Origin of the sequence: Novosphingobium malaysiense (genome assembly GCF_000802225.1) — a bacterium.
Classification (GTDB): domain Bacteria; phylum Pseudomonadota; class Alphaproteobacteria; order Sphingomonadales; family Sphingomonadaceae; genus Novosphingobium; species Novosphingobium malaysiense.
The window spans coordinates 368,638-390,165 of the sequence record NZ_JTDI01000005.1; the positions used below are offsets into that span (position 1 = coordinate 368,638).

23 protein-coding genes are annotated in these 21,528 nt (G+C 61.7%); 20 read left to right on the forward strand and 3 right to left on the reverse strand.

Translation table 11 applies throughout. The features are described 5' to 3' along the window. Nucleotide 1 precedes the first annotated feature (1 nt). The 6 genes from LK12_RS17395 (at nucleotide 2) to LK12_RS17420 (ending at nucleotide 2,113) form a co-directional block, all read left to right on the forward strand. Complete coding sequence (locus tag LK12_RS17395; RefSeq protein WP_231568399.1) at nucleotides 2-343, forward strand: DUF5983 family protein; 342 nt, start codon at nucleotides 2-4, stop codon at nucleotides 341-343. Between the two features lie 170 nt (nucleotides 344-513). Continuing rightward, nucleotides 514-720, forward strand: coding sequence for a hypothetical protein (locus LK12_RS17400; protein ID WP_039286628.1), 207 nt, complete (start codon nucleotides 514-516; stop codon nucleotides 718-720). A 144-nt stretch (nucleotides 721-864) separates the two neighbouring features. After that, nucleotides 865-1,110, forward strand: coding sequence for an AbrB/MazE/SpoVT family DNA-binding domain-containing protein (locus LK12_RS17405; RefSeq protein ID WP_039286629.1), 246 nt, complete (start codon nucleotides 865-867; stop codon nucleotides 1,108-1,110). Further along, complete coding sequence (locus LK12_RS17410; protein ID WP_039286631.1) at nucleotides 1,107-1,496, forward strand: type II toxin-antitoxin system VapC family toxin; 390 nt, start codon at nucleotides 1,107-1,109, stop codon at nucleotides 1,494-1,496. The genes LK12_RS17405 and LK12_RS17410 overlap by 4 nt, the downstream gene beginning before the upstream one ends. Before the next feature lie 56 nt (nucleotides 1,497-1,552). Further along, nucleotides 1,553-1,714 carry a hypothetical protein gene (locus LK12_RS17415; protein WP_197063576.1) on the forward strand — a complete coding sequence of 54 codons (162 nt, stop codon included), beginning with the start codon at nucleotides 1,553-1,555 and terminating at the stop codon, nucleotides 1,712-1,714. Nucleotides 1,715-1,900: 186 nt separating this feature from the next. Next, entirely contained in the window at nucleotides 1,901-2,113 is a 213-nt protein-coding gene (locus tag LK12_RS17420; protein ID WP_039286633.1) for a DUF5818 domain-containing protein, read from the forward strand. A gap of 84 nt (nucleotides 2,114-2,197) precedes the next feature. Here the strand turns inward: LK12_RS17420 and LK12_RS17425 are convergent, their stop codons facing one another. Next, on the reverse strand, nucleotides 2,198-2,389 hold the full coding sequence (locus tag LK12_RS17425) for a hypothetical protein (RefSeq protein ID WP_039286635.1): 192 nt from the start codon (nucleotides 2,387-2,389) through the stop codon (nucleotides 2,198-2,200). A gap of 194 nt (nucleotides 2,390-2,583) precedes the next feature. Between LK12_RS17425 and LK12_RS17430 the strand changes: the two genes are divergently transcribed. The 4 genes from LK12_RS17430 (at nucleotide 2,584) to LK12_RS17450 (ending at nucleotide 5,839) form a co-directional block, all read left to right on the forward strand. Next, the gene (locus LK12_RS17430) at nucleotides 2,584-3,045 is read left to right on the forward strand and encodes a DUF736 domain-containing protein (RefSeq protein WP_039287020.1); all 462 of its coding nucleotides are present in this window, start codon (nucleotides 2,584-2,586) and stop codon (nucleotides 3,043-3,045) included. A gap of 93 nt (nucleotides 3,046-3,138) precedes the next feature. Next, nucleotides 3,139-4,137 (forward strand): DUF2493 domain-containing protein, encoded by a 999-nt coding sequence (locus tag LK12_RS17435; protein ID WP_039286637.1) that lies wholly within the window; start codon nucleotides 3,139-3,141, stop codon nucleotides 4,135-4,137. Nucleotides 4,138-4,205: 68 nt separating this feature from the next. Next, complete coding sequence (locus LK12_RS17440; protein WP_039286639.1) at nucleotides 4,206-4,448, forward strand: DUF6117 family protein; 243 nt, start codon at nucleotides 4,206-4,208, stop codon at nucleotides 4,446-4,448. A gap of 410 nt (nucleotides 4,449-4,858) precedes the next feature. Then, a complete protein-coding gene (locus LK12_RS17450; protein WP_039286643.1) occupies nucleotides 4,859-5,839 on the forward strand; it encodes a DUF2493 domain-containing protein in 981 nt (326 codons plus the stop codon). A gap of 159 nt (nucleotides 5,840-5,998) precedes the next feature. On the opposite strand, the gene LK12_RS17455 is transcribed toward LK12_RS17450, so the two are convergent. Continuing rightward, complete coding sequence (locus LK12_RS17455; protein ID WP_231568400.1) at nucleotides 5,999-6,355, reverse strand: hypothetical protein; 357 nt, start codon at nucleotides 6,353-6,355, stop codon at nucleotides 5,999-6,001. Between the two features lie 466 nt (nucleotides 6,356-6,821). Between LK12_RS17455 and LK12_RS17460 the strand changes: the two genes are divergently transcribed. From LK12_RS17460 to LK12_RS23945, 10 genes are all read left to right on the forward strand, one after another. After that, the gene (locus LK12_RS17460) at nucleotides 6,822-7,121 is read left to right on the forward strand and encodes a CopG family transcriptional regulator (RefSeq protein WP_039286645.1); all 300 of its coding nucleotides are present in this window, start codon (nucleotides 6,822-6,824) and stop codon (nucleotides 7,119-7,121) included. Between the two features lie 157 nt (nucleotides 7,122-7,278). Continuing rightward, entirely contained in the window at nucleotides 7,279-9,390 is a 2,112-nt protein-coding gene (locus tag LK12_RS17465) for a type IV secretion system DNA-binding domain-containing protein (RefSeq protein ID WP_039286647.1), read from the forward strand. Next, entirely contained in the window at nucleotides 9,387-12,350 is a 2,964-nt protein-coding gene (gene mobF / locus LK12_RS17470; RefSeq protein WP_039286648.1) for a MobF family relaxase, read from the forward strand. Before LK12_RS17465 ends, mobF begins: the two co-directional genes overlap by 4 nt. A gap of 109 nt (nucleotides 12,351-12,459) precedes the next feature. Further along, nucleotides 12,460-12,993 carry a lytic transglycosylase domain-containing protein gene (locus LK12_RS24310; protein ID WP_331454148.1) on the forward strand — a complete coding sequence of 178 codons (534 nt, stop codon included), beginning with the start codon at nucleotides 12,460-12,462 and terminating at the stop codon, nucleotides 12,991-12,993. 33 nt (nucleotides 12,994-13,026) lie between these two features. After that, nucleotides 13,027-14,019 (forward strand): class II aldolase/adducin family protein, encoded by a 993-nt coding sequence (locus LK12_RS17475; protein ID WP_231568402.1) that lies wholly within the window; start codon nucleotides 13,027-13,029, stop codon nucleotides 14,017-14,019. 96 nt (nucleotides 14,020-14,115) lie between these two features. Continuing rightward, nucleotides 14,116-15,717, forward strand: coding sequence for a GMC family oxidoreductase (locus LK12_RS17480; protein WP_039286652.1), 1,602 nt, complete (start codon nucleotides 14,116-14,118; stop codon nucleotides 15,715-15,717). Between the two features lie 6 nt (nucleotides 15,718-15,723). Continuing rightward, a complete protein-coding gene (locus LK12_RS24705) occupies nucleotides 15,724-16,155 on the forward strand; it encodes a hypothetical protein (RefSeq protein ID WP_156135537.1) in 432 nt (143 codons plus the stop codon). 111 nt (nucleotides 16,156-16,266) lie between these two features. After that, a complete protein-coding gene (locus tag LK12_RS17490) occupies nucleotides 16,267-17,994 on the forward strand; it encodes an N-acyl-D-amino-acid deacylase family protein (RefSeq protein WP_039286656.1) in 1,728 nt (575 codons plus the stop codon). 81 nt (nucleotides 17,995-18,075) lie between these two features. After that, the gene (locus tag LK12_RS17495; protein ID WP_039286657.1) at nucleotides 18,076-19,497 is read left to right on the forward strand and encodes an aldehyde dehydrogenase family protein; all 1,422 of its coding nucleotides are present in this window, start codon (nucleotides 18,076-18,078) and stop codon (nucleotides 19,495-19,497) included. Nucleotides 19,498-19,599: 102 nt separating this feature from the next. Then, nucleotides 19,600-20,433: an amidohydrolase family protein gene (locus LK12_RS23945; protein WP_052223543.1), complete on the forward strand. Its 834-nt coding sequence runs from the start codon at nucleotides 19,600-19,602 to the stop codon at nucleotides 20,431-20,433. A 64-nt stretch (nucleotides 20,434-20,497) separates the two neighbouring features. Here the strand turns inward: LK12_RS23945 and LK12_RS17505 are convergent, their stop codons facing one another. Further along, nucleotides 20,498-21,490, reverse strand: coding sequence for an AraC family transcriptional regulator ligand-binding domain-containing protein (locus LK12_RS17505; RefSeq protein ID WP_039286659.1), 993 nt, complete (start codon nucleotides 21,488-21,490; stop codon nucleotides 20,498-20,500). Nucleotides 21,491-21,528 lie beyond the last annotated feature (38 nt).

Sequence of the window (21,528 nt, forward strand, 5' to 3'; positions counted from 1 at the left end):
CGTGATCCTCGCATTGGCCGGCACGTCTCCATTTTCACTACTGTTGGAGGTGCCTGTGGAATTCGGGCGCTATCTTGTGCTCAGCACATCCCATGTGCGCCTGAGCACAGCCGAGCGGCTCGATGCCTGGGCCGGACTCGATCGCTCGCTTCGGCCGCTGGCCGTCGCTTCGACACATGAAGGCTGGTTCGTGGCCAGCCGCGAGATCCCCGAACCTTACCGCCGGAAGGTTCCCCTCGAGCTGCTGGCGGCCATGCGCTTTGCCCGGGATCTGGGGTGCAGCTACCTGCTGTTTGACTGCGATGCCGACGTCATCGATGCCCTGCCGGTGTTCCCGTGGTGAACGGCATGAGCCCTGCCGACGTTCCGCAGAGCGTGCCTGTCGTTGCGCCCTAGGGCATGCAATTGCGGTGATGGCGCATCTGCGCGATCTTGAGAATGGCGCGAGCGGTTGACGATCAGCTGGCTCGGGCACAGCCGAAGATCACCACGCCCCCGGACTGGAGACGCTTCATGCACAATGCCAATTTCAGTCACGGGCTATCGCCGCGGCGAGCAGAACTCACGAGCTTCGATCAGGCTTATAATGTTGCCCTTCGCGCGCGCCGGCAAACGGGCATGCGCCAGTTTATCGTCGCCACCGGCAATCCGTTTCAGCCTATCCGCACAAGCTGTCTGGCGCCTGGCAACGACGAAATCATTCTCGCGCTTGTCGCATGAAGGGACTGGCCATTCGCCTGACCTGCTGCCGTCAATCGTTGTAGAGCTAATCTGTAACCATCGGCGCATGACAAGAGGTGCAAGTTGTGGCATATATTCTCATTCATGTCACAATGTTGATCATTAGCCATATAGGCCTGCGCTATGACAATCCAGATTTCGATAACACCCAGCGGCAGGCTGAGCTTGCCCGCCGATATCCGCAAGCGGCTCGGCCTTGCAGGGGGCGGCTCGCTGATCGTCGAGGAAACCCCTGATGGCGTGATCTTGCGCACTGTTGCCCAGTCGGTCGCGCATGCTCGCGCGCTCGCCCGGAAATATACCGCTGACCGGCCTGATGCCTCGGTCGATGCGTTTCTCGCGAACCGTCGTGAAGACAGCGGGGCATGAGCGCATTCATTCTCGATGCGTCCGCGCTCCTGGCCATGCTCCGGGAGGAGCCGGGCGGTGACAAAGTGGCCGAAGCGCTTGGCGATGCGCGCATGAGCGTGGTCAACTACGCGGAAGTCGTCAGCCACTTCATTCATAATGGCATGCCCCCACACGAAGTAGATGACATGCTGCATCCCTTGCCAATCTCCCTTGTTCCGGCTGATCCCGATATCGCGCGGCTTGCGGGGCACTTGCGCGTTTTGACTGCCGACGCCGGACTGTCCCTGGGCGACCGCTTCTGTCTGGCCCTGGCCTCGATCGAGAATGTGCCGGCCTGGACATCGGACCGACAGTGGAGCGCAGTTGCCGAAAAGGTCGGTGTTGAAGTGGTCGCCATTCGTTGAATACGGATGGAACGGGCCGTCGACCCTATCGTCGAACCGCTAGCGATAGCCTTGGTTTGCTCAAGGAAGAGGAAGCAACGCGTCAGGTGCGGCTCCATGCGCTTCGCGCCGAGATCGAGCATGGCGCCACCAGCGGCCCCGGCATTTCCGGCGATCAGGTATTCGCGAACGCCCGCAAACGGATCGCCGGCATCGCCGCCGGCGCTACGAACAGGTGATCGATCTGCAGCCTTCTTCTGCGCCGCGACGCGGAAACACCAGGATAGCATCTGCCATATGTTAAGCCTTGATCATTGCGGAGGATCGCCGGACAGGGGGCGCATGGTCTTGCCGCGAATCAATTGCTGGACGTTCCGTGCTCACACTGGCGCACACGGTGCGCTGCGCTTGAAAGCCATGGTTTGATGGCGTCGCACCATCCTACCTATCGCCGCCTTACTGGCCTGCTGCGCCTCAACGGCCGCAGCGCCGTTCTCGAAACGGGCGATGGGGAATTGATCTTCCTCGTTTCCGAGGACGATCTTGCCCCATTCCATGAACAACAAGTTGTCGCCGAGGGCCAGATGGCCGGACCAGACCGCCTCACATTGACCTGGATCGCTTCAGCTTCAGCCTGACCTCGACATGCACCGTGTGATTGGAAACTGAGGTGCGGTGATTCGGAACGCGACCGGATAGCCCCTTCATCCCCAAGGCGCCGATCAGTTCCGCTTACGCCGCGAACCGGTAGTGCGCTCAAGTTCGGCCGCGGAAACTTCCAGATCCACAGCGAGCTGGGTGAGAGCACGCGCCGCCCCCAGTCGCATCATGCCGTCGCCATGCATGCCCGAGCACTCGCGCGCTGCACGCTTGCGGGCAAGGTCCGCGACGGTGCGAAGCGTTTCCGAGTCCATCGCCCAAGAATACCCCTGAAATGAGGAGCGGGCCAGTCCGCACAGGTTGGCTGACGGCGTACCGCGGGAGGCGAGGGCGTTGCGCCCGGCCACGCGGGGGCGAGGCCGCGCGGGCGGGATACAGAGGAGAGGAGGTCCGAAGAGGGTGTCGCGAAGAAATGGTTCGAGAGCGACATCATCAAGGAGTGAAGATCATGAACATTGGAGAAATCCGCAGCGTCAATGGCCGCCTCACTGGCTCCATCGCCACCCGCACCATCGACCTGCCACGTATCGGTTTGCGCAAGGTCGAGAGCATGAGCGACCGCGCGCCCGCCTACGAAATCCTGGCGCTTAACGTCGCCCGGCGCTGGGTGCAGATCGGAGCGTTGTGGGAGGCTTTCTCGAAGAAGACCGGGGAAGCCTTCCTTGCCGGATCGGTCGATGATCCGGGCCTTCCCGAACCGCTGCCCGTCGCGCTCTTCCCGACCGAAGACGGCGGCTACACCATCGCCTGGCGGCGCGAGACCATGCGGTCCGAGTTTGCCGGTGGCTTCGGCGGGATGCAGCGCTCCTACGACGAGCGTGGGCAGGAAGGCTTCGGCGGCAGCACCGCAGGAGCCGATGGCGCACTGATGGGCGCGGGCGCCGATGAGGGCGACGAACCGCTGTTCTGATCCTGCACGAGCAGCACCTTGCGAAGGCCGGGGGCGCAATCAGCGCCTCCGGCCTTTTCTTGTCCAGATCCCGAAATGTGAAAGGCCTTCGCCATGACCAGCACCAACCTCACGCGCAGCGTCGATCGCTTCGCCGACCTCAAGACCCTCTACGCCGAGATGACCGCTACTCCGGAATTCCAGGCGGCATTCGGCGATCCGCTTTCCGTCTCCATCACACAGCCCGGCGAGGAACCGGGTGAACATGACATGCCGGAACCCTTCGAGGCGCAGGCTGAATGCGGCGGTGTAATCGCCGCGATCTTCGACCTGTTCACCGGCACACGGCTCGAACCGCTTGGCGCCGAAATCGCTTGGGGCTTCGTCAACAGCTTCCACTTCGTCGCCGGAAAGCTGGAACGGCGCGAGGACGCCATCGCGCTCGAACTGGGCGATCTGGCGCGCCATCCCGACATGAGCGAGGTCTACAACAACGAGCTCGAAGAAAAGCAGTTCCTGTGTCAGTCGCTCGCCGAGCAGCGCGCCGCGATCGAATGCATGCGCGACTATGCTGCCGAGATGTACCGCGTGCAGTCGGGCTGGCCATGGTCCCCGGCGCGCGGCAGCAAGGCCTCCTCGGCCTCGTCCGCCAGCCAGATCGCGGCACTCGATTTCTTGCGCGCCCGCGAATTGGCCGCGCGCGAGAAGCACAGTCCCAGGGGACCTGTCGTGGTGTTCTCTGGCCCAGCCCAATGGCACGACTGGGAGACGCTGTGGGCGCGGCTCGACGAGATCAAGGCGCGGGTACCGCACATGACGCTGGTGACGACCGGGCAGCGCAAGGGCGCCGATGCGATCGCGGCGGCCTGGGCTGCGCGGCCGGAGAACAGCGTGCCGCTCGTCGCCTATGGTCTCTACGGCTCGGGGCGCAAGACGGCCTTTACCCGCAACCGCAAGCTTGCTGAATTGAAGCCGGTCGAAGCGCTACTGTGCGAAGGATCGGGCCTGCAGGCGAACCTCTATCAGGTTCTGCGCGAGGCCAATGTTCCGATCCATGCCTTCCGCAAGGCGGACCAGATCGCTGACACCGCTGTCCCGCGTATGCGGGCGTGAAGTCGGCCTGATCATCCGGGGCAGGGCCTTTGTTCTGCCCAATCATATTCCCATGACAGGAGGTTCGCATGGCAATCCCTGAACCCTATCGCCGCAATTTCCAAACGCTGCTTCGCGCCGCGGCCGATGGCAATCTCGCACTCCTGGAGTGCACCGATGCCCGGACCGGTGTGCCCCGCTACGTCGTCACGGCCGTGGGCCGCGACGAAGGCGATTACGTCATGACTCCGTTTGGACATCTCTGCGATGGGAACCCTTTCGAGGACTATATTCCGCCCGATCCAGGCGATGGGGTACAGCCGCGCGCGTGACGACACCGGCGTAGACATAATTCGTCCGCGCGACTGAACCGGACAATTCGGGCTGGCCGCACTCCTCGCGCGCCAGCCCACTTTTGTGCTGCCGGGGAATTCACACCTTCCGCTGATCCCTCCGTCAAAGATGCAACCATTTGCTGTCAAAAGCCCCGTCATGGGCATCGAGCCCATGCCAAGGCTCGGGCGTATGGGGCAGGCGCCCGTGTATTATTCTCTCTTCCAACAAGTCCAAGTATGGCACGGGGTCAGCCCCGGCCTCAAGGATCGACGGCCCCTCCAATTTGCTGCGCAAATCGGTTCCTCCGTCGCCCGCTTCGCGGCCGGGCTGCGCCCGGTCCTTGACCCCGGCGCTCGCAGCCCGTGCAGGAGGGGAAGCCTCTTTTCCTAGTTTCAAGGAGGCTACGATGAACACCAAGCGCACCATTCGCGACTTTTCCGAAATCGCCGATCTCATCGCCGCGGAAACTCTGACACCGGCCGATGGCTTCTCCACCGCTTTCGAAACCGGGCTCGATGAGAGCCGAATGGGCGTCGCCGAGGAGGAACTGACCTGCGACATGCCGGATGCCATGCAGGCCCAGCTCGCCACCGAGATGCTGGTCGCCACGCTCTTCGACGTGCTGCGCGATACCCGCATCGAAAGCCTTGCGCCGCGTCTCGCCTGGGGGATCGTCAACTCCTTCCACAAGGTGGCCGAGCAGCTCGATGGCGAAGCCGACCGGGCCGCGATGAAGGTTCGCGATCTCGCCCGCGATGCCGACGGCAGCGAGGTGCTCATGGGTGAACTCGAGGAAGCGCAGGTGCTCTGCCAGTCGCTTGACGAAGCGCGCGAGGCGGTGGCCTGCATGCGCGATCACGCTGCGGCAACCTACCTTGCCGAAAGCGGGCGGCCATGGTGCTCCCCGAGGGGCTCGCTGGTCTCCTCCAAGCGCACCGCATCGGTCATTGCCGCGCAGGACTTTCTCGCCGCGCGGCGGATGCGCAAGGCCGAGGCGCACGCCCCGCAAGGTCCGGTTGTGATCTTCTCGGGAGGGCAGTCCTGGGAGGATCACGAACTCCTCACCAACGCACTCGATGCGGTAAAGGCACGCGTGCCGAACATGGTTCTGGCGACCACAGCACAGGACAAGGGCTGCGATGCCATCGCAGCGGCCTGGGCGGCGCGCAGCGGCACCATGCTTATCGCCTTTACGCTCGACCGGCGCCTCGGCAAGCGGGCGGGGTTTGCCCGCAACGAGCAACTCCTGGGCTTGTGTCCGGTCGAAGCGATCGTCTGCGAAGGTTCCGGGCTGCAGTCGCATCTTGCCCGTGAGGTGAGGGCCAAGCGGGTACCGGCGCGCTTCTTCGCGCTGAAGGACCAGCGCACCAATCAGGCGGCGGCATAAACGGCTAGGAAAGGGACCGGTCGGGCTTCGGCTCGGCCGGTCCCTTTCCTTTTGCCGGCGGTAAATTCACCCCCGCTCAGGGACCCGAAGCCTCTCGGCTTCGCGCCCGTCGCGGGGCGATGCGGAGCCACGAGTGTGGCTCCGGCCTCCTGCGCGTGGCTACGCCATGCTCGTCGCTGGGCCATCCCTGCGGGATGACCTGGTATTCGTGGGAGTACCCGGCTGGGACGAGGTGCATGCCTCCGGGAGGGCGCGAAGGGCAGTCACGGCAGCGGCGCCGCCACATCGGATCGCGGCGGCAAGCAGATCGCGAAATTCGCGTTCGGTGAGGTCTTCGACTGGAAGGTCAGTGACGATCTCGGCGCATTTGCCGCGCAAGGCGCGGCGGGTCTTTTCCACCTCTTCGGCCATCATGCGTTGGCGCGCTTCAAGGTCGGCGAGGCGTTCACGGTCAGTCTTCTTGGGCATGTCCATCGGTCCTTCGATGGTCTGCCCGCCGTCCCCTTTATTGGCCACCTGAAGGCGGCCTGCAATCCCTGGACGTGGAGGTCATCATGAATTCGGAGGTTCCCCCTATGCGGCACTATGATCAGCCTGCCGGTGTCCCACCGGCGAAAGGACAAGGCCCCCTTCGGGGAGCCGCGCCCCTTCCGGGACGTGGCGACGCAGCGAGAAATCGCTGCGCATGAAAGGACGCACGGCCGTGGCCGTTTTGTAATGCACCGTACGCACGGGTGCTGCGTGGATTTCTCTCGCTAGGTCAGAGGCTTGCCGAGGGTGCCGCGTCACCCGCTGGTTCGCATTGGCGTCATACCGGTAGTATTGCGATGGCACCCGGCCCTGCGAAGGTCTTGGGCTTCCTCGCTTTTCTCGCGTGTGCCGTGGCGGACAGCCGCATTTCTTGAGTTTTTTGCCGGTTTGCGGTAAAAAACTCCTGCTTCATGACATTCTGACGCCGGGCTTCGCGCAGCGGAGCAATGGCATGCACAGAATAAGCGTTCGGGTGGACGACACCCTTTACCGGCAACTTCAGCGCCGGGCCTACGGCGCAAACCTCACCTTGTCCGAGTTTGTTCGCCAAGTGCTGGGCGAAGCAGCCGATCCCGATGGGCGTTACATCTATTCCTCGCAGGACGAGGTTCTGGCGACCTCGATCCAGATTCTGACCTTGCTCGCCACCTCGATCGGTGCCCGCGCGCCGGAGCTTCTCGAGCGGGGGATGCTCGATGCCCGCGCGATCCTCGGCGAACGGGGCCTCCTCGATCCGGAGCAGGACCGATGAAGGGGAGCATGTCAGGAGGCCGGCGGCACCCAAAGGGTGCGGTTTGGTCGACGCCAGCTGTTCGCCGGTGCGGGCACGATGCTTTCCTCGATCGGGTCCAACCCGGCCTGTGTTTCGGCGCTGGGGCATTCCCTTCTGCGCAGGAGGGGAGGCGGTCATGAGCATCTTTCGCAACGACACCCTGGGGAGTTGGACGCGGGGCGGCCAGTCCATCGTCCACAACGTGAGGATGACCACGCAGGTCTTCTTCCAGACCTTCATGGCAGGCCTGGCCTTGTGGATCATGGGCACGGTCTGGTGGGCACTCGAGCATACCACGGCCTACCAGCGATACGTCGCGATGAAGCTCGTGGAAGGCAGCTTCAAGACCGATGCGGCGCCCGAGACCAACGATCCGGTCCTGTTCAAGACGCCCGATGGCCACCCCTACTGGACGTCTGCTGATGCACTGATGGTCTCCCCCCTTGCGAAGGGCACCCTCCATGCCTTCGAGACCGAACTCATCCACGGGGCCATCGTGGCAGGCGTGTTCTCGCTCGTGGCGCTTCTGTTCGCCTGGTTCGCCTTCACCCGGACGGGACGGGGGCTGGGTTCCAATGAATACCTGCGCGGGGCGCGTTTCGGGACCGTCAGGCAGGTGCGGCGCGCGCTCTGGAGGCAGCAGAAGGGGAGCTTTTCGATCGGCGGGGTTCCTGTGCCCGATGCGTTCGAGCCGGAACATATTCTGCTGTGCGGCGCACCCGGTACCGGCAAGACCAACCTCATCGTCAAAATGCTGGATGGCATCCGCGAGGAAGGCAAGCGGGCGATCGTCTACGACACGGCAGGGACATTCGTCGAGAAGTTCTACCGTCCGGACAAGGACATCATTCTCAATCCCCTCGATGCACGCACCGCCCATTGGTCGCCGTGGGGGGACGTCCCGCGCGAGTATCACTACGACCAGATCGCGGAATCGACGATCCCCGACAAGGCGGGTGATCCCTTCTGGGCCAAGGCTGCACGCGGGACGCTTGTCGCTGTTCTGAGGAAGCTTGCCCGGGAAGGCGAGATGCTGGTCTCGGTGCTGCTCGACCGGCTTTTGCGCTCCAGGCTCAAGGATCTTGCCGCCTTCGCTGCGGGAACCGATGCGGCCGCCTTCATCAGCCTCGAGGGCGAACGGACCTCTGCCGGTATCCAGGCCGAACTCGCCTCGGTAATGCGCAGCTTCTCCTACCTCGACGATACCCGGACAGGTCTTTCGATCCGCGACTGGGTGACCAACGAAGAGGGGGACAACTGGCTCTTCATTACCGTCAAGGCCGACCAGCTCCCCTCGCTCCGCCCGCTCATAACCGTCTGGCTCGACATCGCGATCTCGGCGATCATGAGCCTGGCGCCCGATCGCAGGCGGCGGCTCTACTGCATCATCGACGAGCTTCCTTCGCTGCAGAAACTGCCCTCGCTTTCCGACTTCCTGGCCCGCGCGCGCAAGTACGGTGGCTGCGGGATCCTGGGCTTCCAGTCCTATCCGCAATTGGAAGCGACCTACGGCATACAGGATGCCGCGGCGATCACCGGTTACTGTTCGACCTGGGTGGCGCTGCGCGCGAACGATACCCCCACCGCCAAGCATGTCTCGGAGAACCTTGGGCAGGTCGAGCAGATCGAGGCGAACGAAGGAATGTCCTACGGCGTCAACGACATGCGCGATGGGGTGAACCTCTCGCGCATGCAGGTCACGCGTCCACTGGTCATGCATACTGAGGTCACCAATCTCCCCAACCTCTCGGGCTACCTGCGTTTCGGGCGCAACCTTCCCGTGGTGCGCTTTGCCGACACCTTCAACACCGTACCGACAGTAACGGAAGGGTTCGTCGAGCGCGATACGCCGCCCGTGCGCGACAGTGATGGCGAAGCGATCATCGCCACGCTTCATGCCGAAGGAGGGGAGGATCACTCTGGCATGCCGGGCGAGGAAAGTGCCCCGGCGAAGAAGGCCAAGCGTTCGCGCCAATCTCCAAAACCGGGAAGCAACAGCAAACCGGGCGGGCGGCAACCGGACCTGTTTGCGCAAGTGCCGTCAGAGAACGACGCACCCGTCGAAGCCGGTCCAGAGGAAATGCCGCTCTCCAAAGAGAGCGAAGCGGGAGCCGAACCAGAACGGGAGCCTGCGCAAACGCGACAGGTCCAGGGCATTTCGCTTGCACCGCGTCGCGGCCATCCGCGTATCGAGATCGACGTCTATGACCGGGCTGGCGGGCCTCATCGCAAGGCCCGGCCGGCATGATCCATCCCCGCCGTCTCAAGGGCACTTCGGGTAATATCGCGCGCTACTACACGGTGGGCGACTATTATACGAAGGGCGGTGACGAACCCAGCCAATGGGGAGGATGGCTCGCGCCTGAACTTGGCCTTGAGGGCAAAGTCGATCCCCATGTCTTCGCCGAACTGCTTGCCGGGCACGTTGCGGGCCAGCAGCTGGGGCGGCATCGCAGCGATGGAGAACTCCAGCACCATCCCGGATGGGATTTTGCCGTCAATGCGCCCAAGTCCGTTTCGATCATGGCGCTGGTCGCGGGTGACGATCGGATCATTGAGGCTCACGAACGCGCAGTGACGGCGGCGCTCTCCTATCTGGAAGAACATGCCTCGCTCCGGCGCCGCGAGGACGGCGAGATCATCCACGAAACGACGGGCCGGTTGCTCTTCGCGCGCTTTACCGAGCATGCGAGCCGGGACCTGGACCCGCACCTTCATACGCACGTCGTCGTTCTCAACATGACCAATCGCGAAGCGGCCGGGCCCATGGCCAGCCTAGAGACCCGGGCCATGTTCGCCGAGCAGATGGTGGCAGGTCAGGTCTATCGCAACGAACTCGCACGGGACCTGCGCCAACAGGGCTTCGAGATCGAATTCGACCCGCGCAGGGGGCTCTTCGAAATCGCCGGGGTGCCGAAGGACTTTATCCGCGATACGTCGCAGCGTTCCCGAAAGATCGATGCTCATGCGCAGGAGCATGGCCTGGCCGGGCAGGCCGCACGGCGTGCCTCCTTCTACGAAACGCGCGGTGCCAAAGTGAAGGTGGGGCTCGAGGATCTGAAAGAGCAGTGGGCCGAGCGCGCAAAACCTTATGTGAAGGAGCTGGCTGACCTTGGGTCCCGAGCGGCAGAGCGCGAAGTACAGGGACTGCAGCGCGATCCCATGGTGAGCAGGCGCGCAGCCCTGTTCGGAATCCGCCAAGCTGAAACCCGCGAGGCCGTCTCCAACCTGGGCTCACTCTACCGTCATGCGCTGGAAAGCCATGTCGGGGAGGTCGGCCTCACCGATGTGCGCCCGCTCATCACCGAGCATGAAGCGCGGCACAAGCTGCTAGCGGCACGCGAGCCGACCGGTGATCATACCCTGACCAGGGGGCGCACGACGCGGCGCAGTGCCCGCCTCGAGCAGGCCTTGTCGCGCGAACTTGCCCTTGCACTGGATGATGCCCGGCCCATTGCTTCGTCCGATCGCCTGCTGACCCGGCTCGAACAGGCCGGGCTCAATCCGGCGCAGGAGCAGGCGCTGGTCATGCTCGCAACATCGCGCGACCGCGTGACGGGGCTCCATGGCGTCGCCGGTGCAGGCAAGTCGATGCTGATGTGTACGCTTGCCGAGGCGGCCGAACCGGGAACGCACTTTCTCGCTCTAGCGCCGACTTCCTCGGCTGCCGCCAATCTTGGCGACGGGGCGCGCGTGGAGGCGCGGACTGTCGCCAGCCTGTTGGCAGGCGGCGGGCACGGGATCACCAATACCCACGTCCTGCTGGTCGACGAGGCGGGGCAATTGGGGAACCGGCAGGCACAGCGCCTGCTCCAGATCAGCCGCGAGACGGGAGCGAGGCTCATCCTGCTGGGGGACAACCGGCAGACTGGCGCGATCGAGCAGGGCAAGCCGTTCTGGCTCCTTCAGCGCCTGGGACTCCCGACCGCCGAGCTGACGGAATCGATGCGGCAGGAAACGCGGACGATGAAGGCCGCGGTAACCGAAGCCCGCGCCGGTAACTATGCCGCCTCGATGGAAAAGCTCGACAAGGTGGTCAGCGGGGCAAGCGCGGAGCGCCTGGCGCGAGGGCTTGTCGAAGAATGGACCCGGCTCAAGCCGGAGACCCGCGCAACGACCAATATTCTCGTGCTCGAAAACGAAACCAGACTCCTGGTCAACGCGAAAATTCGCGAGACCCTTAAGTCCGAAAGCGCGATCGCAGCGGAAGATACCCGCCTTTCCGTGCTCACTCCCGCAGGCATGACCGCCCAGGAAAAGCACTTCGCGCGCTTCTATTCTGGCGGCCAGGTCGTGACCTTCGCGCGCGATTTGGCTGGTCCCGGCATTGCTCGAGACACCGAGTACCGGGTGGCCGGTCTCAGCCAGGATGCCAATGGCAGACAGGTCGTTAGGCTTGTCGATGAGAATGGCCGCATGATCCGGTGGGATCCGCGCCTGGGGCAAGCGCGTCACGTCAACGTGTTCCACCGCGAGGAACGTGACCTTGCGCAAGGCGACCGTATCCAGTGGCGGCTCGTCAACTGCGAACTGGACCTCAAGAACGCAGAGCGCGGTACGGTCGAGAAGCTGGAAGGGAGCCTCGCCACCATCCGCTGGGATCGCGGGGAGCGCGTCCAGACCATCGATCTTAGCGAGCATAAGACCTGGGATCACGGCTATGCTGAGACGGTCTATTCCGCGCAGTCGAAGACCTATGCGCGGGTCTATGTCCTGGCGCCGGTCAATTCCGCCCTAGTCAATGGCCAGAACTACTACACGGCGATCACGCGCGCGCGTCTGGGCGTCAAGCTCTGGACCGAAAACGAGAAGAAGCTCGTCGAAAAGCTGGAAGCCCGGTCCGGCGAGAAGACATCGGCGTTGGAAGGGCTCGGCCGGCTCGATCGCGATACCGCGCGCGCCCTTGCCGATCGTCATGCAGGCCGCCTCGCGCAGGAGCGTGACGATCAGCAACGCATGCGTCAGGACCGGCGCGACCAACTGCTGGAACGCCAGCTTGATCAGCGCCGCTCCCCGGAGGGGTTGAGTGAGCATCTCGCGGAAGGCGCGCGCGGCATTGCGGAAATCATGGATCGTATCCTGAAGTCGGCACTTGAGCGCCGAGCCAGCGCCGACCGCAGTCATGCGCACGCAGGCAGGGGACATTCTTCGCCCGTCGCTGATCAAGATCACCAGAACTCCAACGTTCGACCCGGCTTTGACCGCTGATGCCATTGTTCAACCGTGAGGGAGTTCGCCCGTGACCACTACTTTCCTTCGACCCACGCTATTCGGGCAAGCGTCTCGGCTTTGGTTGCCCGCGACGGCGTTCATGCTTATGGCGACGCCGGTTCATGCCGCGGTGCGTAAGGCCGATGAAGCCCGTATTGCCGGTTGCATTCATGACGCCGCCGCGGGCCGTCCCTGGCTTGAAAAGACCCTCTGGGGCCTGCGGGACCAGGAGGCGGGCTGGATCGGCGCCGAAGTCAGCAACACCAATGGCACACACGATCTTGGCCCCTTGCAGATCAACAGTTGGTGGGTACCGAGGATTGCAGAGCTAATGGGTAGGTCAGGGCCTGAGGTCCGCAATTGGCTCCGCTTCGATGCCTGCTTCAACGTGGATGCGGCCCGCTGGATATTTCTCGCGGCGCTAAGAGACACCGGTGATTTCTGGAAGGCGGTTGGCGCTTATCATAGCCCGACGGCTTGGCGGCAGCGGCGCTATTCTCTGGATGTTGCAAAACACATGTGGCAACGATTTGGTCAAGACATATTTCAGACCAGCCATTCACCAGTCTACTACGTAAGTCGGCCGCCACGCTCGCCTGGCCGTAATTGGCCTGACAATGTCCCAATACGCAGTCACTGAAATACTGACAAAACACGCTCAAGCCCAGAGACGTTGGCACATTTTGAGTTCAGTGCTGTCCGCTTCTGCGCTGGATCACCGTCTGACACAGGAATATGCGGGGCGAAACTCGATGGAAAGTCGTTCGCGTTTTCCGGCATTGCTGCAGCGTTTCAGGCAGATGCCCGGGATTGCAGCGTGCGACGAGGGTGGTTGAACCAGGTTGGGACGAGGCGAATTATGAAAACGTCACTGATCATGAGCAAACAGGAGGAAGTGGGGGACCCGCAGGCACTTCCCGCACAAACCGAAGAGCAACTGCGCCTCGATCTGGCCGCGGCTTACCGAGCCGCCGCCATGTTCGGCTGGGATGACATGATCGGCACCCATTTCACGGTGCGCCTGCCCGCAACCGAAGGTCAACCAGAGGCTTTCCTCATTAACCCGTTCGGACTGATGTTCGAGGAAATCACGGCCTCGTCGCTCGTCAAGGTCGATGTCGAGGGTAACATCCTTTCTGATAACGGCTATCCGGTCAACAAGGCTGGTTTCGTGGTCCACAGCGCGGTGCATCGGGCTCGCGAAAATGCCGGGTGTGTGCTGCATCTGCATGGGCGGTTTGGCGTTGCGGTGTCGGCTCTGGAAGACGGGTTACTTCCCTTGAACCAGACCGCGCTGATCATTCGCGACAAGATCGGCGTGCATGAATACGAAGGTCCTGCCGTAAGTCTGGGCGAACGCGAACGAATGGCCAAGGCACTTGGCGCCCACGACCTGATGTTCCTGCGAAATCACGGGACGATGGCCGTCGGCGCAACGATAGCCGAAGCATTCCAGCGAATGTACCAGTTGGAGCGGGCCTGCGAATATCAGGTCTATACTCTGGCGACGGGACTGCCCTGGCACCGGCCTGATGAAGCGGTGATCGCGGATGTTCGCGACAACTACGGCCGCAGGGACAAGCATGCCGCACAATATGCGCGTCAATTGTTCTGGCCCGCGATATTGCGCAAGCTTGACCGGCTGTGTCCGGAATACAGGCACTAAGATGCGCCACCTCCGGCGCGATCATGAAGGCACTGCCACAATCCGAAGACGTGGCATTTCTCTGCCGGCAGCATTTTGGATTTTCTGGAGAGTCCCTTGGCACTCGATAAGGTAGACGTTCTGATTGTAGGCGCCGGTGCCTCCGCTGCGGCTGTCGCGTGGGGGCTTGTGGAAACCCGCATGCGGATTGTGTGTCTTGAACAGGGCGGCTGGCCCGTGCCCGAGCGTTTTCCCAGCACTGAGCGCGATTGGGAAATTCGCCAATACACCGATTTCAACACGAACCCCAATGATCGCCGGGCCCCGGAAGATTATCCGATCAACGATGGAGATTCCCCCATCAAGATCGTCAATTTCAACGGCGTTGGCGGCGGCACAGTACTCTATGGCGGGCACTTCCCGCGGTTTCACCCATCTGACTTCCGGGTTTGCACGCAGGACAACGTAGCGGACGACTGGCCGATCGACTATGATACGCTGGCCCCCTTCTATGCCGAAAACGAACGCATGATGGGCATTTCGGGGCTGGCAGGCGATCCTGCCTATCCGCCCAAGGAAGCGATCATGCCGCCCCTGCCGCTGGGCCGTTCCGGAGAGACGCTGGCACGTGGTTTCAACAAGCTGGGCTGGCACTGGTGGCCAACTGACAGCACCATCGCGACGCAGGAATACGAAGGCCGCGCGCCCTGCATCAATCTGGGGCTATGTACTTCTGGGTGTGCGCAAGGTGCCAAGGGAAGTACCGACATTACCTATTGGCCAGCGGCGATCCGGGCCGGGGTTGAGTTACGCACGCATTGCCGGGTGAGCCGGATCCTGTGCGACGACGATGGCTTTGCCACAGGCGCTGCCTACTTCGATGCGGATGGCAACGAGCAGTTCCAGCCTGCGGAGGTGGTCATCATGGCCTCCAATGGCGTCGGCACACCACGCATTCTGCTCAATTCGGTGTCGCGGCGTTTTCCCAATGGCCTCGCCAATTCGAGCGGACTTGTCGGCAAGAACCTCATGTTCCACCCGTGTGCCTATGTCGTGGGCACTTTCGAGGAAGAACAGGACGGTTTCAGGGGGCCTCACAACTGGCTTGCCAGCCAGGAATTCTACGAGACCGATCTGTCGCGCGGCTTCGTGCGAGGCTATACGATGGAAGCCAACCGGGGCAGCGGCCCGGTCATGACGGCGCTGCGGGGCATGATGTCCGGCCGCATTCCCTTCGGGGAAGGCCATCACGAAGCAATGCGTCGCTTTTTTAATCATTATACCTCGCTGATCGTCATGGCCGAAGATCTGCCCGAAGAGCACAATTGTGTAACCCTCGATCCCGAACTGACAGATTCCAATGGTATACCGGCCCCGAAGATTCACTATCGCTTAAGCGAAAACAGCTGGCGGATTCTGCGCCATGGCACGGAACGGGCAACCGAAGCCTTGCGCGCCGCGGGGGCGATCGACGTCCAAAGCCAACTCCCGATCGCGGGTGGCGGCTGGCACCTGATGGGAACTGCGCGCATGGGAACCGATCCGGCGCGTTCAGTTGTCAACGAATGGGGCCGCAGCCACGACGTCAAGAACCTGTTCATCGTCGATGGCAGCATTTTCGTGACGTCGGCCGGCGTTAATCCCACCTCCACCATTCAGGCATTGGCGCTCTACATCGCGGATCAGATGAAGCAGCGCCTCGCCACACTGTTTGATTGAAACGCCATGGCAGAATTGACCGAGATCGAACGGAATTCCTTAAAAGCGCTCGTGGATCGCATGATCCCCGCTGATGAGGCATGCGGAATTCCCGGCGCGGGCGATACCGCGATTTTTGATCGGCTGGTGGCCGCGCTTTGCACGGATGGGCAGTTTCCGGATGGCCTTGGTGCGATGATTGCAGCCTGCTCGCAAGACGAGCCGCTCGAACAGCAGATCAATTGCGCCAGGAATGAGCATGCACCAGTGTTTCAGGCACTGACCACCGCTCTTGCGCGGACATTTTATCGTGACGACCGCGTGATGCGCGCTCTCGGAATGGAAGTGCGCGCGCCTTATCCCAAAGGTTTCGAAATCGCAGAAGGGGACTGGTCTCTACTCGCTCCGGTTCGGGAGCGTGGATCAATATGGCGCGACGCACGAAAGGTAAACGGATGAACATTGACCATGCCGAAAACGGCTTCGGTACGTCCGGGCGCATCAGCATAAATCTAGGTCGCATCTGAACGAGCAAAATAGAAAAATGGCCTTTTAAAGCGGAGCAGTGAAATGCCTAAAGAGTTCGATATAGTTATTCGGAGCGGCACGATTGCCGATGGCACTGGCTCTGGCCTTTATGAGGGCGATGTTGCAGTCAAGGATGGCAAAATCGCCGCAATCGGTGAGTTTTTAGGGGGCGGTGCTGAGGAAATCGATGCGAAGGGCAAGCTTGTCACACCGGGCTTTGTCGATGTCCATACGCATTACGATGGCCAGATCACTTGGTCACAGAGGCTGACCCCTTCTTCATCCCATGGCGTCACGACCGGCATCATGGGTAATTGCGGCGTAGGCTTTGCACCTTGCAAGCCCGAAGACCGCGAGGAAATCCTGAAGCTGTTTGAAGGCGTCGAAGACATTCCCGGGGACGTTTTGACCGCAGGACTGCCGTGGAACTGGGAAACCTTCCCCGACTTCCTCGATTCGATCGAGAGCAAGCCGCGTGACATGGATTATGCCGTCCTGCTGCCGCACTCGCCCATGCGAGTCTACGTCATGGGACAGCGTGCCATCGACCTGGAACCGGCCAATGAAGACGATCGCATAAAAATGCGCGCCATCACCAAAGCGGCAATGGAAGCCGGTGCGATCGGCTTCAGCACATCGCGCGATGTGTTCCACTATACCAAGGACAAGCGCTGGGTTCCCTGCTTCAAGTCCGAGGAAGAGGAACTGCGCGAAATCGCGATGGGCATGAACGATGCCGGACGCGGCGTGCTGCAGGCGGTGCTTATCACCGAAAACCAATGCCTTGAGGATTTCGAGGAATTCCACCGGATCGCGCGCGCCGCAGACCGCCCGCTGACATATACCCTCCTTTCGACGAACGAGGCGCCTGACTTGTGGCGCGATGTCATGGCGTCGATCGACCGGGACAATGCAAACGGCCAGACGATTACCGCGCAGATCTTCAACCGGCCTGTTGGTGCCATGCTTGGACTCGATAGCAGCCTGTGCCCGTTTTCGGCGCTGCCCTTTTATGTCGACAAACTGGCGTCCTTGCCCTTCGAGGTCCGGGTTGCGGAAATGCAGAAACCCGAAGTCAAGGCGGCGCTGCTGGCTGACAAAGGCCAGCCCAGCCTTCCTCTGTATGAGGCAACCCACCGTTTCGAGCATCTCTATCCCATGTCGGACCCGGTCGACTATGAGCCGCTGCCCTCGCAGAACGTGGCAAGCCTTGCGGCGGCCCGCGGTGTCTCGCCTTACGAGATCATGTATGAAGCTGTTATGGCGAACGGCGGCCGGGGCAAGGTTATGCTGGCTGCGATTAATTATAGCCGGCAAAATCTCGACCATGCCTTCGAACTCATGAACCGCCCTAATACCGTGCTTTCGCTGGGTGATGGGGGGGCGCATTGCGGCCAGATCTGCGATGCAAGCTTCCCTACCACAACCCTGATGCACTGGGCTCGCGACAGGAAGCGAGGTCCTCGCATTCCGCTGGAGCAAGTGGTCAAGAAGCTGACGCGGGATACCGCTCAGGTCTATGGGTTCCATGATCGCGGGTTGTTGAAGGCGGGCTTCAAGGCTGACCTTAATGTCATTGATTATGACAACCTGACGCTTTCGCCTCCGATTGTCGTGAACGACCTTCCCGCAGGCGGTGCGCGCCTGATTCAACCCCCACGCGGATATGATGCGACCATTCTGACAGGGCAGATCACCCAGCGGTTCGACATGCCTACCGACGCCTTGCCTGGCCAGTTGATCCGCAGCGCGCAGTTGGCTGCCCGCTAAGAGTTAGGCTGGCCAGACCAAAGCCCGCAGGGCGCATGCCACCCTGCAGGCTGATGGCCACAGATTCAGGAAGATGCCTGTATGCGTGAATATCTGAAATTTTTCATCGATGGCCAATGGGCCGATCCCCTCGAACTCAAGGTCCTGGACGTCGAAAACCCGGCGACCGAGGAAACCTGTGGGCGCATTGCTCTGGGCGGCCCGGCGGATGTTGATCGCGCGGTGTCGGCCGCGCGCCGTGCCTTCCCCACATGGTCCAGGTCGTCCCGACAGGAGCGACTTGAGCTGCTGCAGGCTATCAAGGTTGAATACCAGAAGCGCTATGCGGACATCGCGGCTGCCATAACCGAGGAAATGGGCGCGCCAGTGGCACTGGCGACATCATCGCAGGCAGGCCTCGGCCTGGCCCATCTTGATGCGGCCATAAATGCCCTGCAGTCGTTCGAATTCGAGAAGATGCAGGGCACCACGCTGATCCGCCAGGAAGCGATCGGTGTTTGCGCTCTGATCACGCCGTGGAACTGGCCGATCAATCAGGTCGCGGTAAAAGTCTATCCCGCGCTCGCCACGGGTTGCACGATGGTGCTGAAGCCAAGTGAGATCGCACCATTTTCGGCCCAGATCTTCGCGGAAGTGCTTGAAGCGGCCGGCGTCCCGGCTGGCGTATTTAATCTGGTCCAGGGCGATGGCCCCGGCGTAGGAGCGGCACTTTCCGGTCACCCGGACGTGGACATGGTGTCCTTTACCGGTTCCACCCGGGCGGGTATCGCGATCGCGCAAAATGCGGCGGCCAGCGTCAAGCGGGTTTCCCAGGAACTGGGGGGTAAGAGCGCGAACATCCTGCTCGACGATGAGCAACTTGCAGCCGGCGTGGCACGCGGCGTGGCCACGATGATGATGAACTCGGGTCAAAGCTGCAATGCCCCCACTCGTATGCTGGTCCCCGCCAGCCGCAAGGACGAAGCAATTGCCGCTGCCCGGACTGCCGCTGAAGGAATTACCGTGGGTGATCCAACCGGCAACTTCACGCTCGGCCCGGTGGTATCGCGCGCGCAGTTCGACAAGATCCAAGGTTATGTCCAGAGCGGGATCGATGATGGCGCGACGCTCGTCGCAGGCGGTCCTGGGCGGCCTGATGGCCTTGGAAAGGGGCATTACGTCAAGCCAACAATTTTCGCTGATGTTACGCAGGGCATGACCGTCGCGCGCGAAGAGATCTTCGGTCCGGTTCTGGTCATCCTGAGCTATCAAGACATCGCCGAGGCCATCGCGATCGCGAATGACACCGAATATGGCCTAGCCGGCTACGTAAACGGTGCAGACGTCAAGTTGTGCGGCGAAATCGCCAAGGAAATCCGCGCTGGACTGGTCGCGATCAATGGCGCGTTCGACGTCAACGCACCCTTTGGCGGTTACAAGCTTAGCGGTAACGGCCGCGAATGGGGGGCTTATGGTTTTCATGACTATCTGGAAATCAAGTCGATCCCCGGCTTCGCCGTCTGAAGATACCATCCGAAAGCAGGCAGGGGGCTAGGCCCCTGCCGCCCTGTTCCGGGCAAGGTATGTCCGGCTAGCGCGCGAAAGCATGCATAGGGAATCTCGCAGATGATCGTCGATTGCCAGGTCCACGCATACGAGGCGGATAATCCTGCCCGGCCATGGGTCAACGTCCTGCCGGGGCCACCCTCGGTGACCGGCGAAGAGTTGGTTGCCGCCATGGACGGTACAGGCGTGGACGCCGCCATTCTGGTCTCAGCCTGGACGATGTATCGCTACGACTGGTCCTATGCGGTGTCCGTCGGGCAGGCCTACCCTGAGCGTTTTGCATTGGTGGCACCAGTCGATATTTCCAGTCCCGCGGTTGCCGAAACGATCGACGAATGGGCCGGCATCGATGGGGCCGTTGGCATCCGCATTTTCGAATTTCCGGAAGATCCTGACCATCCAGGCTTACACAGCGCCATCGCGGCGGCCCAGCGGCATTCATTGACAGTCAACCTGCTGACCTTCGACCATCACGGCCAAGTCGCGACCTTGGCTCGTACACATTCAGATTGCCAGTTCGCGATCGACCATATGGGGGTTCGGCCGCCCCGTGTCCCGCCGCTGCATGCTAATCCGTTCGCCAAACTGCCGCAGGTTCTTGAATATGCGGCCTTCGACAACATTGCGATCAAGATTTCCGGCGTGGGCACCATGTCGGCGGAGGGCTATCCCTTTGCGGACCTGTGGGAACCAATGGAGCGCGTATTCGATGCGTTCGGCTTGGACCGTTGCATGTGGGGCAGCGACTGGACTCGAGCCGTAGAGTTTCTAACGTACCAGGACGCCGTCGATGCCATTCGACTCAGTAATCGCTTGAGCGAAACGGAAAGAGCAAAGCTGATGGGGGGCAGTCTGCAGAAGATCTATGGATGGTCGCCGCCCGATGCGAACTGATTGTCTCGGGAAACTTCCTGACCAGGACTACCGGCGCTCGCCGGGCACTGCCGTGGCGCTGCGTTCAATCTTCCTGCCAGCCGAGCACTTGTTCGCGCAGCTCCGTCGCGCTCAGCCCGGTACTGTGCCGTAAGGCACGGGTGAGCGCATTCGCGTCGGCAAACCCGGCGGCGGCCGATGCTGCCTCAATGTTCTGGGGGCGGTTGGAGAGGACCTGCATAGCGGCCTGCCGGCGTGCCTCGGCCTTCACACTGCGATAGCTTTGGCCTTCCGACCTAAGTTTGCGCCGTACTGTCTGAACGCTCATGTTAAATTTGGCGGCAATCTGTTCAAGCGTCACAGTGCCGCTGCCGTCTCGCAGCCCTTGCTGTATTTCATTGCTTACCCTCTGGCGCCATGACCGGAAGAGCAGAGCCTGCTTCGAGAATTTCCCACCCTTGTGGCGGGCCAGCCGGACAGCCTCCTCTGCTGTCCGGAGAACGGGCCGGTCTAGGTAGGCACGCGGAAATTTTATGCTGCATACATTACTCTTGAACACGCATTCGCCGGAAAACATCTGGAAATATGCCGAGTAGTCACAATCCAGCGGGTGGCAAAACTCGATCCGGTCCAGGGACAGGTCTGATTGGACCCACCATTGCAGTGTCGTGTACAAAGAAATTAGCGACCAGTCAGAAAGCGCGAACTCCGCGTCTCTACCACTTGCAGGCTGGCGAAGGACAAGCGTTGCATGACTTTCTGACTCCACAAGTTCCAGCAATATATTCCGGGTTGTCATCGCCCAGTAGCGTATAGTTATACCAATCGCCTCGCGCAGCGTCTGGCACCTTGCACCCACTTCGACAATGAAGTCGGAAGAACCCAGCGGCCACGGATGTTCTCCAAGGCCCATGTGCTCGTCACCTGTCGCTTGCCGTACCCGTTCGATAAACCGCATGAAATGCTCGCCTTTCCAGCGAGCGAATGGTTCAGCCAGTTCGTCCACACGTACCGTTGCGACGACATCTGCCCTGGAGGCCTGGATCTTTTCGGCCAGCCTGATCAGAAACGGTTCCATCTCGAGACTCGTCTAGTGGTTGCTGCCACTCTATTGGC